13 protein-coding genes and 1 tRNA gene are annotated in these 17,283 nt (G+C 70.0%); 5 read left to right on the plus strand and 9 right to left on the minus strand.

The features are described from left to right. Positions 1–22: 22 nt before the first annotated feature. From ACQPXG_RS37520 to ACQPXG_RS37555, 8 genes are all read right to left on the minus strand, one after another. Positions 23–1,411: a sensor histidine kinase gene (locus tag ACQPXG_RS37520; RefSeq protein ID WP_433463889.1), complete on the minus strand. Its 1,389-nt coding sequence runs from the start codon at positions 1,409–1,411 to the stop codon at positions 23–25. Between the two features lie 166 nt (positions 1,412–1,577). Continuing rightward, complete coding sequence (gene rho / locus ACQPXG_RS37525) at positions 1,578–3,602, minus strand: transcription termination factor Rho (protein ID WP_433463890.1); 2,025 nt, start codon at positions 3,600–3,602, stop codon at positions 1,578–1,580. A gap of 471 nt (positions 3,603–4,073) precedes the next feature. Further along, positions 4,074–4,994 carry a homoserine kinase gene (thrB, locus tag ACQPXG_RS37530; protein WP_433463891.1) on the minus strand — a complete coding sequence of 307 codons (921 nt, stop codon included), beginning with the start codon at positions 4,992–4,994 and terminating at the stop codon, positions 4,074–4,076. Between the two features lie 23 nt (positions 4,995–5,017). After that, complete coding sequence (gene thrC, locus ACQPXG_RS37535; protein WP_433463892.1) at positions 5,018–6,085, minus strand: threonine synthase; 1,068 nt, start codon at positions 6,083–6,085, stop codon at positions 5,018–5,020. A gap of 58 nt (positions 6,086–6,143) precedes the next feature. Continuing rightward, entirely contained in the window at positions 6,144–7,448 is a 1,305-nt protein-coding gene (locus tag ACQPXG_RS37540; protein ID WP_433463893.1) for a homoserine dehydrogenase, read from the minus strand. Next, the gene (gene lysA / locus ACQPXG_RS37545; RefSeq protein ID WP_433463894.1) at positions 7,445–8,836 is read right to left on the minus strand and encodes a diaminopimelate decarboxylase; all 1,392 of its coding nucleotides are present in this window, start codon (positions 8,834–8,836) and stop codon (positions 7,445–7,447) included. The genes ACQPXG_RS37540 and lysA overlap by 4 nt, the downstream gene beginning before the upstream one ends. Continuing rightward, entirely contained in the window at positions 8,833–9,486 is a 654-nt protein-coding gene (locus ACQPXG_RS37550) for a DALR anticodon-binding domain-containing protein (protein WP_433463895.1), read from the minus strand. The genes lysA and ACQPXG_RS37550 overlap by 4 nt, the downstream gene beginning before the upstream one ends. A 60-nt stretch (positions 9,487–9,546) precedes the next feature. Further along, a complete protein-coding gene (locus tag ACQPXG_RS37555; protein WP_132194489.1) occupies positions 9,547–9,909 on the minus strand; it encodes a response regulator transcription factor in 363 nt (120 codons plus the stop codon). A gap of 115 nt (positions 9,910–10,024) precedes the next feature. On the opposite strand from ACQPXG_RS37555, the gene ACQPXG_RS37560 reads away from it, so the two are divergent. The 5 genes from ACQPXG_RS37560 to ACQPXG_RS37580 all read left to right on the plus strand — a co-directional run bounded on the left by ACQPXG_RS37560 (position 10,025) and on the right by ACQPXG_RS37580 (position 16,313). After that, positions 10,025–10,099: transfer RNA gene (locus ACQPXG_RS37560), tRNA-Arg, on the plus strand. Between the two features lie 427 nt (positions 10,100–10,526). Further along, complete coding sequence (locus ACQPXG_RS37565; protein ID WP_433463896.1) at positions 10,527–11,915, plus strand: hypothetical protein; 1,389 nt, start codon at positions 10,527–10,529, stop codon at positions 11,913–11,915. Positions 11,916–12,162: 247 nt separating this feature from the next. Further along, on the plus strand, positions 12,163–13,968 hold the full coding sequence (locus ACQPXG_RS37570) for a hypothetical protein (RefSeq protein WP_433463897.1): 1,806 nt from the start codon (positions 12,163–12,165) through the stop codon (positions 13,966–13,968). A gap of 603 nt (positions 13,969–14,571) precedes the next feature. Beyond that, on the plus strand, positions 14,572–15,117 hold the full coding sequence (locus tag ACQPXG_RS37575) for an RNA polymerase sigma factor (RefSeq protein ID WP_433463898.1): 546 nt from the start codon (positions 14,572–14,574) through the stop codon (positions 15,115–15,117). Then, positions 15,114–16,313, plus strand: a complete 1,200-nt coding sequence (locus ACQPXG_RS37580) for an MEDS domain-containing protein (RefSeq protein ID WP_433463899.1) — start codon at positions 15,114–15,116, stop codon at positions 16,311–16,313. The genes ACQPXG_RS37575 and ACQPXG_RS37580 overlap by 4 nt, the downstream gene beginning before the upstream one ends. A 166-nt stretch (positions 16,314–16,479) precedes the next feature. On the opposite strand, the gene ACQPXG_RS37585 is transcribed toward ACQPXG_RS37580, so the two are convergent. Continuing rightward, a complete protein-coding gene (locus tag ACQPXG_RS37585) occupies positions 16,480–17,001 on the minus strand; it encodes a WhiB family transcriptional regulator (protein WP_433463900.1) in 522 nt (173 codons plus the stop codon). Positions 17,002–17,283 lie beyond the last annotated feature (282 nt).

The raw sequence follows: 17,283 nt of genomic DNA on the forward strand, positions 1-17,283 counted from the left end.
GCCGGTATCGCCGACCGCGGGGTCACCAGCTGCAGGGCAGGTCCGCGCGGATGATCGTGGGGCCGCCGGGCGGGCTGTCCACGATGAGCATCCCGTCGATGGTCGCCGCCCGGTCCGCCAGCCCGGCGAGCCCGCCGTCCGGCCGCGCCTCCGCGCCGCCCATCCCGTCGTCGATCACCTCGACGACCACCCAGCGGTCCTCCCGGACGACGCGGACGGACGCGCGGGTCGCGCGGGCGTACTTCGCGATGTTCGCCAGCGACTCGGCGACGATGAAGTAGGCGATGCTCTCGACCGCCGCCGGCGGACGCTCCGGCAGGTCGACGTCCACCTCGACGGGGACGGGGGCGCGCCCGGCGAGCCCGGACAGCGCCGGGTCCAGGCCGCGGTCGGTGAGGATCGCCGGGTAGATCCCGCGGGCCAGGTCGCGCAGCTCGGATATCGCCTCCTTGGTCCCCGAGTGGGCCTGCTCGATGAGCGCCCGCGCGCCCTCGGGGTCGTCGTCCAGCTTGGCGCGGGCGCGGCCGATGTCCATCGCCACCGCCAGCAGCCGCTGCTGGGCCCCGTCGTGCAGGTCGCGCTCGATGCGGCGGCGTTCGAACTCGGCCGCGTCCACCCCCCGGGCCCGGCTGGCACGCAGGTGCTCGGTCCGCTTGCGCAGCTCGGCGTTCTCGGCCTGCGACGGGCTCGTGCCGAGCATCAGCACGGCCCACGCGGCGTGCCCGATCGCCATGACCCGCGTCACGTACATCGCCACGACGAGGAACGCCAGGCCCACGACCGAGATCGGCAGCGCCTCCACCGGGTTGCCCGCCCAGTACGAGACGTAGCCGAAGTTGATCTCGGTGCCGCCGTCCGCCGCCACCAGCACCGGCAGGAACAGCAGCACGCCCGTCCCGGCCCAGGTCGCCACCGACACGACGAACTCCACCAGCGTGACGGGGAACAGCACGGCGAGGTAGAGGAGGTCCTTCCAGGTCGCCGGGTCGGCGGCCATCCGCCTCAGCCTGACCAGCGGATTGCGGCCCTCGGGCGGCCGCCGGTACGGGCTCGGGATCCGGACGCCGAACGCCGCCCGCACGAACTGCCGCTCCAGCATCGCACCGAACCGCCACGCGATCATCATCAGCACCAGCAGCGGGAGCCCGACCCAGATGATCAGCAGCGCGACCGACAGCGTCAGCCCGACGGTGAGGGCGACGAGCCAGCCGATCCCGAACGCCAGGCTGACGCCCAGGTACAGCGCCGAACGCCAGGTCAGCGACGACTTCGCCATCGCGAGCGGATGCCAGGATCCGGTCATGACGGACGGCCCGTCCGCGCCGGTCCGCGTCGCCGTGGCCCATCGCGCCGCGGCCCACTGGACGGCGGCGCCGCCCAGGGCGCCGGGGTCTCTGCTCAGCTCGCCCACGTCGTCCCTCCATGCCCGTTCCAACCTACGGTCCAAGCGTGCCGGGCGGCAGGCCGGGCGACCATGACGTCCGCCGCCGGTTCGGGGGTGGGGCTAACCCCACCCTCCCGGGGCGGGAACGGCGACGCCCCCGCCCGGACCTCCGGACGGGGGCGTGCGCAGACGATCAGCGATCGTCGGAGACGGTGGTCTTCTGCACCTGGAGCAGGAACTCGGCGTTGGACTTCGTCTCCTTCATCTTCTCGATGAGGAGTTCCAGCGCCTGCTGCGTCTCCAGCGCGTGCAGCACCCGGCGCAGCTGCCAGACGACCCGCAGCTCCTCGGGAGCCATGAGGATCTCCTCCTTGCGGGTGGAGGACTGGTCGACGTCCACCGCCGGGAAGATCCGCTTGTCGGCCAGGCTCCGGTTGAGCTTCAGCTCCATGTTGCCGGTGCCCTTGAACTCCTCGAAGATGACCTCGTCCATGCGGGACCCGGTCTCCACCAGCGCGGTGGCGAGGATGGTCAGCGAGCCGCCGTTCTCGATGTTGCGGGCGGCGCCGAAGAACCGCTTCGGCGGGTACAGCGCGGTCGAGTCGACACCACCGGACAGGATGCGGCCGGACGCGGGCGCCGCCAGGTTGTAGGCGCGGCCCAGGCGGGTGATCGAGTCGAGCAGCACAACGACATCGTGGCCGAGCTCGACGAGCCGCTTGGCACGTTCGATCGCCAGCTCCGCGACCGTGGTGTGGTCCTCGGCGGGACGGTCGAAGGTCGAGTGGATGACCTCGCCCTTCACCGTCCGCTGCATGTCGGTGACTTCCTCCGGACGCTCGTCCACCAGGACGACCATCAGGTGGCACTCCGGGTTGTTCTTGGTGATCGCGTTGGCGATCGCCTGGAGCACCATCGTCTTGCCGGCCTTCGGCGGCGACACGATCAGGCCGCGCTGGCCCTTGCCGATCGGCGACACCAGGTCGATGATCCGGGTCGTCAGGATGCCCGGGTCGGACTCCAGGCGCAGCCGCTCCTGCGGGTACAGCGGGGTCAGCTTGGTGAAGTCGACGCGGCCCTTGGCCTGGTCGGGCTCCATCCCGTTGACGGTGTCGAGGCGGACCAGCGCGTTGAACTTCTCGCGCCGCTCGCCCTCGCGCGCCTGCCGGACCGCGCCGGTGATGACGTCGCCCTTGCGCAGCCCGTTCTTGCGGACCTGCGCGAGCGACACGTACACGTCGTTCGGACCGGGCAGGTAGCCGGTCGTCCGGACGAAGGCGTAGTTGTCGAGGATGTCGAGGATGCCCGCGACCGGGATCAGGACGTCGTCCTCGGTGATCACCGGCTCCTCGTAGCGCTCGCGGCCACGGCCCCGGTTGCGCTCCCGGAACCGGCGCCCGCGCCGGCCCCGGCCGCTGCCGTCGTCATCGTCGTGCTGGCCGCCGCCCTGGCTCTGGCCGCGCTGCCGGCCGCCACCGCCCTGGTCGCCCCGGTCCCCACGGTCTCCGCGGTCGCCGCGGTCCCCACGGTCGCCGCGGTCGCCGCGGTCCCGGCCTTCGCCGCGTTCCCGGCCACCGCGCTGCCGCTGGCGGCCGCCGCCCTCGCGGCCCTCACGGCCCTCGCGCCCGTCGCGGTTGCCGTCGCGTCCGCCCTGGGACTCGCCTTCCTCGGTGTTCTGCTCCCGGCCCTGCCGCTCGCCGCGCCCCTCGGCACCCCCGCGGTCCTGCCTGTCGCCCCGCTGCCGGCCGCCCTGCCGCTCGGCCTTCTCCGGCCGCTCGCCCTGGTCGGCCTGCTTCTCGGACTTCTCGCCCTTCTCGGCCGAGCCGGTCTGCCCGTCGGACGGGCTCTGCTCGGCCACCGGGGCGGCGTCGGCGATGGTGACCTGGTCGTCGGACACCTCGCGCTTGGCCGCGGCGCGGCTGCGCCGCGGACGCTCGGCCTTCGCCGAGGCAGCGGCTCCCTGCTCGCCCCCCGCGGAGCCCTGCTCCTGGCCGCCCTGCTTCTCCTGGATGGCGGCGATGAGCTGGCTCTTGCGCATCCCGGTCGTGCCGGTGATGCCGAGGCTGGACGCGAGCGCCTTGAGCTCGGGCAGCACCATGGCCGACAGGCCGGTGCCCGAGCGGCGGCGCCGGGGGGTGGCGGGCTCCGCGCCGGCCGGAGCGGCGTCGGCGGGTCCCGTGCTGGTTGCGTCCGTAAGGAGTTCGCTGGATTCGCTCACTAAGGGTCCTTCCCAGGGAGCGGGCGTTGGCCGGCGTTCGGCCAGTCGACCCGGTGGTGCGGCCCGGCGGGGGCGCCGGGACGGGCTCCGCTGATCACGATGGAACCGGGATCTGCGTGTTCTGGGCACAGCCAGATGGTGGACGGGACGTTCCGCTCGTGCGTGTCCCCGGTACCGCCACGTCCGAAGTTGTTTCGCTGGAATGCCTGACAACGGGATGTCACGGTGTCGGGGAGCCTGGTACGCGGGACCGACACGACCGGAGGGTCGAACAGGCGACGCGCGGCTGACGAGCACGCTGCCCCGAACGGGGCATCTGGTGCGGCATTCAGCCTAACATCACCAGGGCACACTGCTATTCCCCAGAGGTCGATGTCTTCGCATTTTACCTAGCGGATCGTTACCTGACGGGATCGAACCGGGGTCTGCACCGGCCGGAACGGCGCGACGGCCCCGCCCCCCGGCGCGCCGTCAGGCCCGGACCTCGGATTCTCCGGTCATGACGTATGCGCCGCGGGTCGCGACGTCCAACGGGTGTTCGTGCCACCCATTACCCACTTCAGGGCCTATCGAATCAACTTGTGATGCGGTTGTGAAGGCCAGGACAGTGGGTCCCGCGCCGGAAATCACCGCCGGCACGCCCGCGTCCCGCAGCCGCCCGACCAGCGCCGCGGACTCGGGCATGGCGGGCGCCCGGTAGTCCTGGTGGAGCCGGTCCTCGGTCGCGTCCAACAGGACGCCGGCGTCCAGCCCGCCGGTGAGCGCGGCGACGAGCAGCGCGGCGCGGCCGGCGTTGGCGGCGGCGTCCCCGTGCGGGACCGTGCCGGGCAGCAGCCCGCGGGCGCGCTCGGTCGCGAGCCGCTGCTCGGGGACGAGGGCCACGACCTGCGTGATCCGCGACTCCAGGCGTACCGACCGGGGGCCTTGTGGGGTCGTCCAGGCGACGGTCAGGCCGCCCGCGAGGCACGGCGCCACGTTGTCGGGATGGCCTTCGATCTCGGTCGCGAGGCGGAGCGCGGCCGCGTCGTCGAGGAGCCCGCCGCCGGGGTGCAGCGCGCGGGCCGCGACGATCGCGGCGACGATCGCGGCGGACGAGGAGCCGAGGCCGCGGCTGTGCGGGATCCGGTTGCGGCACCGCAGCCGGATCCCGTCCGGCCGGGCGGGACCGGATCCGGCCAGGTCATCGAGGACGTCGAAGGTCCGCCGGAGCACCTTCACGATCAGGTGCCGCTCGCCGCGGTCCGCGACCTCGGTGCCCTCGCCGTCCACCTCGATGGACAGCCCGGCGCCGGTCACCTCCACCTCGACGTCGTCGTACAGCGTCAGCGCGAGGCCGAGCGAGTCGAATCCAGGGCCCAGGTTGGCGCTGGTCGCGGGGGTCCGCACCAGCACCGGGCCTTCGGTCCAGCCCACGCTCAGGTCAGGCCGAGCTCGGACGCGGCGGAGTGCGCGTCCACCTTGATCGTGGTGGGCGCGGGCGCGCCGGAGATGGCCCAGTCGGGGTCCTTGAGCCCGTTGCCCGTCACCGTGCAGACGACCTTGGAGCCGGACGCGACCACGCCCTGCTCGCTCGCCTGCAGCAGGCCCGCGACGCTCGCCGCGGACGCGGGCTCCACGAAGACGCCCTCTTCCCTGGCGAGAAGCCTGTAGGCGGCGAGGATCTGCCGGTCGGTGACCGAGTCGATGGCGCCGCCGGACTCGTCCCTCGCGGCGATCGCGAGATCCCAGGACGCGGGGTTGCCGATCCGGATCGCGGTGGCGATGGTCTGCGGCTTCAGGACGGGCTCGCCCTTGACGAACGGCGCGGCGCCGCTCGCCTGGAAACCCAGCATGCGGGGCGTGCGCGTCGCGACCTCGTCCGCGGCGTACTCCTTGTAGCCCATCCAGTAGGCGGAGATGTTCCCGGCGTTGCCGACGGGCAGGCAATGGACGTCGGGAGCGTCGCCCAGCGCGTCCACGATCTCGAACGCCGCCGTCTTCTGGCCCTGCAGCCGGTACTTGTTCACCGAGTTGACCAGGGCCACCGGGTAGTCGACGGACAGTTTCCTCGCCAGTTCGAGGCAGTCGTCGAAGTTCCCGTCGACCTGGAGGAGCCGGGCGCCGTGCACCAGCGCCTGCGCCAGCTTCCCCATCGCGATCTTGCCGTTGGGGACGAGGACCGCGCAGGTCATCCCGGCCCGGACGGCATAGGCGGCGGCGGACGCCGAGGTGTTGCCGGTGGAGGCGCAGATGACGGCTTTGGCGCCCTCCTCGGCCGCCTTGCTGATCGCCATCGTCATGCCGCGGTCCTTGAACGAACCGGTCGGGTTGGCGCCCTCGACCTTGAGGAACACCTCGCAACCGGTCAGCTGGGACAGCCTGCCGGCGGGCACCAGCGGGGTGCCGCCCTCCAGCAGCGTGACGACCGGGGTCGCGTCCGTCACCGGAAGCCGGTCCCGGTATTCCTCGATAAGGCCACGCCACGCCCGGGCGTTCGCGTTCACGTCGGTCTCCCTGAATGACCTGGGATGTTGTCCGGAGTCTACCGGGGCTGGAGGAGCCTCACTCGTCGCCCTCGACACGCATGACGCTCGCCACTTCGCGGACGCTGTCGAGCCCGCGCAGGCCCTCCACCGTCGCCGACAGAGCGGCGTCCGGCGCCCGGTGCGTCACGACGACCAGCTGCGCCTCTTCCCCCAGCCCGACCTGGCGGACGGCCTGGATCGACACCCCGTGCCTGGCGAATTCTTCGGCGACCGTGGCAAGGACACCGGCCTCGTCGGTTACGTCCACCTGAATGTAGTAGCGCGTGACGGTCTCGCCCATCGGAAGCACTGGAAGCTTCGCGTACGTCACTTCCACAGGGCCGGGCGTACCGCCGGCCACGTTGCGGGCCACCGCGACCAGGTCGCCGAGAATGGCGGACGCCGTCGGAGCGCCACCGGCGCCCGCGCCATAGAACATCAGCGAACCCGCCGACTCCGCCTCTACGAAGACCGCGTTGTACGCCTCACGGACGCTCGCCAGTGGGTGCGTCCTGGGAATCATCGCCGGATAGACGCGAACCGATACGCCGCGGCCGTTCCGTCCGTCCTCGGAGGGAACGCGTTCGCAGATGGCCAGAAGCTTGACGACGCAGTCCATCCCCTGGGCGCCCGCCACATCGGCGGCGCTCACCTCGGTGATGCCCTCACGGTGGACGTCGGCCGCCGTCACCGGCGTGTGGAACGCGAGCTGCGCGAGGATCGCCGCCTTGGCCGCAGCGTCGAACCCCTCCACGTCGGCCGTCGGGTCGGCCTCCGCGTACCCGAGCGCCTGGGCCTCTTCCAGGGCGTCGTTGAAACCGGCGCCGTGCGTGTCCATCTGGTCGAGGATGTAGTTCGTGGTGCCGTTCACGATGCCGAGCACCCGGTGCACATGGTCGCCGACCAGCGACTCCCTCAGCGGCCGCAGCAGCGGGATCGCCCCCGCCACGGACGCCTCGTAGTACAGGTCGGCGCCGTACTCCCGCGCCGCCGCGAACAGCGTGGCGCCGTCCTCGGCCAGCAGCGCCTTGTTCGCGGTGATGACGGACTTGCCGGCCTTCATCGCCTCCAGCATCAGCGTCCTGGCCGGCTCGATGCCGCCGATCACCTCGATGACGATGTCGACGTCGTCCCTGGTCACCAGGGTCTGCGCGTCCGTGGTCAGCAGCCGCGGGTCGACGCCCGCACGCACCCTGTCCGGCCTTCGCACGGCGATCCCGGCCAGTTCCAGCGGGGCCCCCACGCGCGCGGCCAGATCGTCCGCCTGCTCGTTCAGCAGCCGCACCACCTCCGTGCCGACCACACCGCAACCGAGCAGCGCCACGCGCAGTCCGGGTTTCACGCTTCGACCTCCGCATCGAGCCGCAGCAGGTCCTCGGCGCTCTCCCTGCGCACGATCACCCGCGACCTGCCGTCCCTCACCGCCACCACGGCGGGCTTCGGGACATGGTTGTAGTTGCTGGCCATCGACCGGCAGTACGCACCGGTCGCCGCGACCGCCACCAGGTCCCCCGCCGCAAGATCTGCGGGGAACCACAGGTCCCGCACCACAATGTCGCCGCTTTCGCAGTGCTTGCCGACAAGCCTACTGAGCATGGGTGATGCGTCGGACGACCGGCTCGCCAGCGCGCCGGTGTACTCGGCGCCGTAGAGGGCGGTGCGGAGGTTGTCGCTCATGCCGCCGTCCACCGAGACGTAGGTGCGCAGGCCCTCGACGTCCTTCACCGTCCCGACCTCGTACAGGGTGACGCCGCCCGGGCCGATGACCGCCCGTCCCGGCTCCACGGTCAGCCGGGGCATCGCCAGGTCGTACGCCCTGCACTCGCGGGCCACGATGTCCCGCAGCCCGTCCGCGATCGACTTCGGGTCGTGCGGCTCCTCGCCCGGCACGTAGGCGATGCCGTAGCCGCCGCCCAGATCCAGCTCGGGCAGCTGGACGCCGTGCTCGTTCCGGATCGCCACCAGCAGCTCGGCCAGCCGGTGCGCGGCCACCTCGAACCCGTCCACCTCGAAGATCTGCGACCCGATGTGGCTGTGGAGCCCGACCAGCTCCAGCTGCTTCAGCGCCAGGACCCGCCGGACGGCCTCCAGCGCGGCCCCGGAACTCCTGGAGAACCCGAACTTCTGGTCGTCGTGAGCGGTCGCGATGAACTCATGGGTGTGCGCCTCGACCCCGGTGGTGACACGCACCATCACCTTGGGCCTCGCCCCCATCTCCTGCGCGAGATACCCCAGCCGGGCGATCTCCTCGAACGAATCGAGCACGATCCGTCCGACGCCGACCTCCAGGGCCTTCTCCAGCTCCCAGGACGCCTTGTTACTCCCGTGCAGAGTGATGCGCTCCGTGGGGAAGCCCGCGGCCAAAGCCACGGCAAGCTCACCCCCACTGCACACGTCCAGGCCGAGCCCCTCCTCGTTCAGCCACCGCGCGACGGCCGTACAGAGAAACGCCTTGCCCGCGTAGTGGACGTCCCCGTCATGGAACGCGGCCGCATACTCCCTGGCCCGGCTCCGGACGTCCTCCTCGTCATAGACGTACAGAGGCGTCCCGTACTCCTTCGCCAGGTCCCTGACGTCGACGCCGCCGACGGTGAGCACACCGTCCTCCCGCTTGGCGCTCCGCGGCCACACGGCGGGCTCCAGCGCGTTCAGGTCGTCCGCCGGCCCTGCCGGATGGTCCTCCGGCAGAACATCGGCGTGCCGCGGCCCGGCAGGATGTACTCGACTCATATCCGCTCTCTAGGGGTCTCACCGATCATGTTCAGCCCGTTGCCGAGGACGACCTTGACGGCCTCCGCCAAGCCGACCCGTCCCGCATGCACCGCCCCGGGCTCCGCATCCCCCTTGGGCAGCGCGGGACACAGCTCATGCACCTCGTGGTACGCCCCGGCAACCTTCTCCAAGCAGAACATCAGCGGCCCGGCATCCCGTTCCCGCTCCGCCTGCTTCGCCCGCCCCGGCACGTCCCCCAGCGCTCCCACGAGCTCAAGCTCCAATGGCTCGGCCTCCAACGGCCCCGCCCTTACCGCGAGCTCTTCCGCCCAACGCCCCACCCAGCAGGCCCGCGCGTAGGCATAACGCACCGAGAACCCCGGATTCTCGAACGTCCGCGGCCACTCACGCCAGCTTCCCCGCGGCACCCGGGCGACCCCGTAACCAGGATCACGCCGGATCCCGTCCACCAGCTCCCCCGCCGCCAGCAAGACCCTGACGAACCCGGGCCCGGTGACCACGCCCCCGACCCGCCGCGCGATCACCCGCGGATCGACCCCGAGCCGAAGCGCCACCGGACTCTCGAAAACCCCGCCACCGCGCCCGAAGACAACGACCTCCTCCGGCACGGCGACATCGATCTCCCCGTGCGCCACGGCATCCCGCACCGCACGCACAAGAGCATCGCTCACACCGGCTGGAGTCACCCTGGTGAGACTAGCCGACCACTATCTGGACACCGCGGCGAGCTTCCGCACCGTCTGGATCAGCTGGTTCGGGTCGAACGGCTTCGTCACGTACGCATCGACGCCGATCTCATGCCCCCGCCGCACATCATGCTCCTGCGCCCGCGCCGTGATCATCACGACCCTGATGTGCGCGGTCCCGGGATCCTCCCGCAGCCTGACCGCCGTGACCCACCCGTCCAGCCGCGGCATCATCACGTCCAGCGTGATCACATCGGGCCTCGCCTCGGCCACCTTCTCCAGGCAGTCCTGACCGTCCACCGCCGTCGACACCTCGAACCCCTCCAGTTGCAGGTTCACGGCGATGAGCTGGCGGATCACCTCGTCATCATCGACGACCAGCACGCGTCCCAGTGGCTCGGTCACGGCCTCGAAGTTAGCCCACTCCACCCTCAGAACGCACGGCGAACTCCCACGTGCGCGTCACCCCGCCAACCCTGGTAGCCTTCTACCGCGTCACGCCCCCTTAGCTCAGGGGATAGAGCAACGGCCTCCGGAGCCGTGCGCGCAGGTTCGAATCCTGCAGGGGGCACCACCGAACTACCAGCAGAAACGCCTGCTGAGCTGCCCGGACACCAACCGGGTCCCAGGTGCGACGTGTGCGGCCAAGAGCCGCCGAATGCGGCTGATGGCGACCATCTGGGTACTGAGCGGGTACTGGGAAACCCACCCACAGGTGACGAAACACGCCATCCTCAGCCCCTGCCCGTCGAGGCTCCGCCCCTTGGAAGCGGCGCACCCGTCGACCCGGTGTTGTCTCCGACCGACCACCTGCCGGAGCCATCGAGACCGAGCAGCCCACCGGACGACGATCCGTCGGCCGGCCCGGCGTGCGCGTGGTGGGAGTGGTCTGATTGACACCCGCCCGGACTCTCGGGCGGCCGCCCGGCGGCGTCGTACAACTCCCTCGCTCACTGCTGTACTCAAACGCCCACAACGGGCTGGCGGTATGGGCCTGGGCGATGTACGAGACGCTCATGCCCCGCCAGATCAAGGGCGGACGAGCCCCCGCAATCGCGCGCCGAGCATTCCTGGCAGAACGTGCCGGAGTATCGACCACGACCCTGGACGATGCCCGCCGCCAATTGCTCGCCAGGGCACCGGAAGGCGCCTTTCTTGCGCGTTCCGCTCCGCGCGGATGTAAACGCAGCGTCCTGCACATGGTCCGGCGCCGACCGGCAGATACGGGCGAGCGTTTCGCTGCGGTGCCCGCATGGACGCTAGATGTGGTGTGGGCCGGGCGCCGTCGCCCGCCCGGAATGGTTTCAGCCGAAGCGTGGCGCCTCTATGCGTCCGTCCTCGATAAGGCAGCCCGGGGTAACCGGTCGAGCACGGTCGACGCAACGGTCGGACGGCTGGCTGCACGGTTCGGAGTGTCGGGTTGTACTGGGCGGCGGCGGCTCGCCGAACTGGAGGCCGCAGGTCTCGTCGAAATCACTCAACGCGAGGGCGGTTGGCTGTCCTTGCAGGCGTCGCTGACCCCAGACCAGGCCGCCGCAGCCGCCGCGGCGTTCGCTGTGCACGGCCGGCGCCGGATCAGCACCAGCGACAGCCCCTCGCAGAAAGCGGCACTCACCCCCCTCAAGTGCCGGGACACAGCCCCGGCAGATTCCGGCACTCCACCACAGGCACCCACCACCGAGGCTTCCTCCACAGAGTCACCGCCGCTTCCCGCCGTAGGCGCCTACAGCAACCAGAGGCGCGCCCGCAGCACGGCCGCCAAGCATTCCAGGCGCCACGAACGACGTCGGCCACCCCGGCAGATGGCGCTCGACGCCGCGAAGGTCTACCGCATCCTGCCGGCGGAGCTGACCTGCACCATCCCCGAGCACGGATCACGGCGCGTCCTGGCGGCGCTGGTCGAGGAACTGCAGCACCGCAGCCTTGGCGAACTCTCCTGTCGAGTCACCCGCAACTGGGAGTACTGGCGGGCCCGCGCGGCCGCGGGCGAGCCGATCCGCGACCCGGTCGCGGTCGCGATCCGCATCGGCCGCCGAGGCCTGCGGTGCCCGGACGTCCGGTGCGAGGACGGCCACCAACTCGATCGGGACGCACTGTGCAAGGCATGCGCGTGGATCACAGCGCAATCCCTGCCCCCGGGCAACCGCCAAGAGCACCACGTGCAGCCAGTTGTGTGTCCCACTCCGGGCTCGTCACGCATCGAACTGTTCGATCCCCCGGCCAAGGAGCCCGGCTTCAGGCAGCCGAACCCACCGCCTCCGCGAAACCGGCCCGATCCCGCCGCCGCTCGCCGTCACGCCACTTTGGCACGCCGCCTTCTCCAGGTCCGCGACCCAGCCGAGCGAGAAGCACTCATCGCCGCCCACCGGGCGCAACCCCGATCCGCATGACCAGATGGAGGAGACCCCCAATGCTCGCCATAGCCATCTCGACTCCCCGCAAGGGCCGCCCAAGGCAACCGTTCGCTCACACGAGACCTCGCGGCCAGGGTCCAGTGGGAAACCGTGTCCACACCGCCTGCCTTAACATCGTAAGGTTCGGGGCGGTTTCGCAGGAGCAACTACTATGCCGTTGCCGCCGCCAGTGCCTGACTCAGCGCCACCCCCGCCAATCGACCTCACTGTGGCAGGGGCGGAAGTGACCGGCATCGTCATGGATAAGGCGAGCGGTCTTCCGGCTTGGGTCTGGATTGTCGGCACCGGGCTGATCTTGCTTGCAATGCCGGTGGCAGGATTCGGGTGGGGACGTCGGTATGAGCGACGCAGAAAAACCGCACCGACAACCGGTGGTCATTCTTTCGCCACCCATCGCCTTGAGGACCGGCTGACGTTCCTGGCCGCGACGGTCGTCTCGCTCATCTGCGCGCAGGGGATGGCCCGGTTCCAACTCGACAAGCTTGATTTCACCTTGCCGTTCGTTATCGCTTTCGGCGGCGTTCTGGAACTGACGACCATCATCTGTGCTCTGCGGGCCCGCAGAGCTCTGCATACAACCGGCGCCGCGGGAACCGACGGGCTCATCGTCTGGGCCGTCGCCGCGCTTTCGGGTACGTTCTCCGCCTTGGACGCCGACAGCTCCGCCGCGGGCTTGTTCCGGCTGGCGATGGCCGCGCTCGCCGCGCTCCTGTGGGAACGCGGGCTGGCCATCGAACGGCGCATCCGCCGGTTCCGCCGCACCAGCGAAGCCCGCGCCAGGCCCAACGCTGCTCGCAGGATCCTGATCCGACTCGGTCTCCTCGACGGCTGCAACGAAACCGAGATCGATATCGCGACCGCGCCTCGCATCACCCGGATCGCAGTCGCGACCGCACGATTCCAGGCAGCTCAGTCAAAGCGCTGGCGCCGCCGGCAGGCCCTCCGGCGCGCCGAAGCACGGCTGCAGCGGGCACTGCTGCAGGCGCTGCGGCATACCGACCTCGCCCACAACTCTGACCTGCAGAAGCGGCTGGACAGCGAGACCGCCGTCCTCACCCAAGCCCGCGGCTTCGCCCACCGGCGGCACCACCCGTACTGGTCGCCGGCGCCACCAGGCACCGAATCGCGGCCGCGGATCTGTCTCGGCGCCACGGCCCCGCCAGGGCTGGTACCCCTACGGTTGCGGGGCCCCGGCCGCAGCCTCCGCATTCTGCACCCAGCCCCTCGTGGCCAAGCTTCCGCGTCTGCACGACGCCTCGGCCGCCCGGAGACGCCCGGCAACGCGCACGCTCACACGTCCCCCAAGAGTATCGGGCAGGCGTCGCCGACCTCGGGCTCCAGAGGCCCAACCCGTACGGCCGTACCATCCGGCTACAGCCTCCAGAGCTCGCTGAGCCCGTACGGGCCTCACAACGGCCGCACGAGCCCGTACACACCGTTGACTCCTCTTACGACGTCCGTCCGGACGAGGAACCGACAGGGGGCTTGGACACGCCAGGGGTCCAACATACGGGTCCTTTCCGTACAGGCCCTACAGCCATCTTCACCGGGCAGCCGTGCTGCGCGGCGTACGGCGGATGCGGACAGTACGCCCGCGCACCCACCTCGTACGCCCGTACAACCACCGCGCGACCAGGCACGATTCGTGACCGGTGACACGACATCGCCGACGTACGCCACCGCCGACAAGCCCGCGCTCCTCACAACCGGCCAACGCCGGAACCGGTCGTACTGGATCCAGGTCCTGGCCGATGAGATCCGTACGGCCGTAGCCGACAACCGTATATGGGAGCCGGATTACCGTTTCCTCATGGACCGTACGCGCTACAGCAGAAGCTGGTGCGAGAAGGTCGTACACGACGCACGCGAACTCGCCGCGCTCATCGGACCCCTCCCGTCCCTACACCTGATACCCCCGGCCCGTACAGCCCACGCACCGTACGGACCGTCCAGTTCGTCCCGGGGCCAAGTGATTGAGGACAAAGGCGTTCAACGCCGGCCCTCTGGGCCATCTGGCCGACCTTGGTGACACCGCCGTGGCTCGACGTGGTGCTGGTCTTCGTAAGGCCACAGCTTGGTCGTGGCCATTGGGTGGCCGTATCCGGCCAGCGCCCTAGCGAGAGGGCGGGCCTACAACGGGGCCCGCTGCCTGCTCACGTCGTGTAACGCCTGGTGTGTGCGCTGCGAGAAGTTGCGATTGTTACGTTGTGGTCGATTTTGATTCAGGTGAGGTTGGGGAAGCGGATGCGCTGCGACGCAAACACTCCACCGGCGCCAGACGACGATGAGGTGTGAGGACATCAGGGAACCTGCGCGAGCTCTGGCCTGAGGCACTCATCGCAGTCCTGTCGAACGCGACCTTCGCCATCTCCTGGCAGGTGGGGCTGATGGTCCTGGGTGCTGTGGTCACCCTCGGTACAGTCCACCTGGCAATAGAGCGGCGGCGCCGATGGACGGTTAGCGAGGTGCTCAGCTGCGCACCGCCCGGAACATTGGTCATGTACCAGGAGACGGGCGGTAGCCGGAGCTTGTGGATCTGGCCCTCGCGACCTCTATGCCCTCACTCTGGTGAGGCGCCGGCCGGCAGGCCGACATGACTGGCGGGCCGCTGTCTACGCGCGCCGTGGCCGCCGTGAGTGACCTGTTTCGCGCCGAGGCCAGTGATCTGTTCGCTTTCGCATGCGCCCGCCTCACCCAGGGAAACCGCACCGAAGCTGAGGATCTCATCCAGCAGGTGTTCGAGGCTGCGGCCAGGCATTGGGAGTCGACTCTTGAGGGTCGTACTCCTGAGGGGCGCCGGCGGTGGCTCTACCGGGTACTGAAATACAAATGCATCGACACCTGGCGTAAGGAACGCCGCATCATCCCGATCGAGGACTGCCCCGATGACGAAGCTGCGCCAGGCGACTTGGGGGAAGGAGTGCTCTGCGCGGCAGCGCTTCAGCAGTGCTGGCAGGTCATCGCCAAGATGCCGGCTGACCGGGCCCGCGTCGCGTTCCTGTGCTGGGGTGAATCATGGTCCTCCGAAGAGGTGGCCGCGTGGCTTGGCATCACTCAGAGTACGGTGCGCGGCCACCTGAAGAAGGCGCGCGACGAACTGGTCGTGCGGGTGGGTCCGTCAGTGCCGTTCATCGAGGATTCAGAACAAGCCTGCGGGAGGAAGGGGACGTCATCATGAACGGCAGCAACGACCCTGAGACCGGCAGCTCGCGGCCTATCAGCATGTCCGAGTTGTATCAGCAGATCATTGCGCACGCCGAGCGAGCCACCGAGCCGTACGACGTGGAGGCCGGGCTTGCCCAGCTCACCGGCCGGCTCTCCACAAAACCCCGGCAGGCCGCCACCACCCGCAAACCGACCATGGCTAGCCGGTCCCGCTGCCGGCCAGCTCCCGCATCGCCCATCTCGAACCAGGCTGAAATAAACCAGTCCAGTGCTGCGACCCCGGACCAGGAAGGCACGCCCGGGAGCCCGATCCGTCGGCCGGTGAGCGCGCTACGACCGGGCGACCACGCCTGGCTGGTGTTCTCGGGTGAGGAAGAGCGAGCACACGTCGTCGGGGACTTTGTGTACGACGGGCTCGCGACCGACGACAAGGTCGTCTACGTCACCGATGCCGCGCCTGAACGGCTGCCTGGTGTGCGGCCAAGGCCCGGGATCGATCTGAGGGCCCACACCGGCACGGGGCAACTGCGAGTGATCTCCCACGCGCGCGCCTGTCTCAACGGCTGGGGCCGGTTTGATCCGGACCGGATGCTCAAGACACTGGAGCGGGAGGTCAGCGAGGCGTTCGACCAGGGGTTCCGCGCCGTGCGCCTCACTACGGATTTCAGCTGGGTACTCAACGAACCCGGCCCGCGTGGCATGACCAAACTGCGTGACTGCCAGCGCCGAATCAGCGAAACTGTGACGCCTAGCGCCACGGCGATGGCGGTCTGCCAGGTGGACAGGAATGCCTGCCCGCCCGAGGACCTCCTCACCCTGCAGGACGCTCCTGGGGTCCTGGTGGAAGCGAACCCAGAGTTCGACGATGGAATCCTCCGGATCGTCCGCACCTTCGAGCCGCACGGGCTGCGGGTCGAAGGTGAGCTGGACGCCGCCAGGCACGCGGTGTTCGCCGAGAAGCTCTCGCTGGTGATCGAACAATCGCGGCGCATCCACCTCGACTTCTCCGGGCTCGGCTTCATCGACCTCGGCGGCCTGAGCCTCCTCGCTCACCACGCGACCGAGCTATCAGCGGACGAGACGCTCTTGCTGGACAACCTCCCACCCGACGTCATCAATGTGATTGAGATGGTGGGCTGGCATCGGCTTCCAGGGCTGGCCCGGGGGCGCCCTCGCCATCAGGATGCTCAGCTCTGGGACACGGGCTGACCGCGACTCCGTTGAGCTTGGATTGCGACCGCACATTCGATGGGACTCACTGGACCTGGTATGCCTGGGGCGCTGGTCGACATCGACTGGTCGTCGCGGGCGGCGGTCGCGCGCAGCAGTGCAGCGTGGGAGTGGCGGTGTTCCTTCTCCCGGTCGGCCCAGGTGATCAGCGCCTGCAGCGGCTGCTCGACGGCGGCGCCGACGGCGGACTCGCGGCGCCGGACGGGCGACGCACTCCGGGCCGCTTCTCGAGGGCGCGCAGGTCCCCTCGGATGAGGCTGGGGTCGCGTCCCACGAGGTCGGCGATGACCGAGGTGGTCGCTCCGATTCGGTAGAGCTCCTGGACCTGTCGACGCCGCTTGGCGATCTCGGTCTCCTTCATGCGCCGGGTAGACCGCTCGGCGGCGGTCATGCCGGCGAGGAAGGTGTACTCCTCGCGACTGTCGTCGGCGTACCTGCGGCACGCGTCCAGCAGTGGGCAGGCCGTGCACATGGCCCGGGCGGCCGGGTAGTCGCTCTTCGGGTTGAGGGCTTCGCCGTCGAAGGCGCGCTGCTGCTGCCACGGCGTGCCGAACAGGCCAGGGTTATGGGTGGCGCAAGCGCCGGTGCCGTCCGGCGGGGTGATCGGCTCGAGCGCCAGGTAGAGGATCTCGGGGGCCGTCGTCGTACAGAACTCGTGGGTGTCCACTGCCGCTCCTGAACCCGCATGATGCGGTGTCACGAGCGAGGGGGTCACGCCCACGCTGATCGTCGATGATGTCGCGGGTTCCCGGGTCTCTGGCCGTACGAAACGGTCGGTCGGGGACGTTGCCCGTTCCGCCGCGTGGCTGCGCCGTCGGCGCTCGCATGCCCTGGGAGTGACCCCCAAGAAGCCGCTCACCACGATAGCCCGGTCCGGCCCCGCATCGGGAAAAGCCGCCGGGACATGGGACGTATTCGGGTCGGTGTCGTCACGGCGATCGGTTTCTCC

Source organism: Spirillospora sp. CA-128828 (assembly GCF_050945415.1).
Taxonomy (GTDB): Bacteria; Actinomycetota; Actinomycetes; order Streptosporangiales; family Streptosporangiaceae; genus Spirillospora.

Excerpts from the sequence above, each read along its gene's own strand:
- lysA (WP_433463894.1), bottom strand. The coding sequence starts at position 8,836 with ATGAGTCGAGTACATCCTGCCGGGCCGCGGCACGCCGATGTTCTGCCG.
- ACQPXG_RS37565 (WP_433463896.1), top strand. The coding sequence starts at position 10,527 with ATGTACGAGACGCTCATGCCCCGCCAGATCAAGGGCGGACGAGCCCCC.
- ACQPXG_RS37580 (WP_433463899.1), top strand. The coding sequence starts at position 15,114 with ATGAACGGCAGCAACGACCCTGAGACCGGCAGCTCGCGGCCTATCAGC.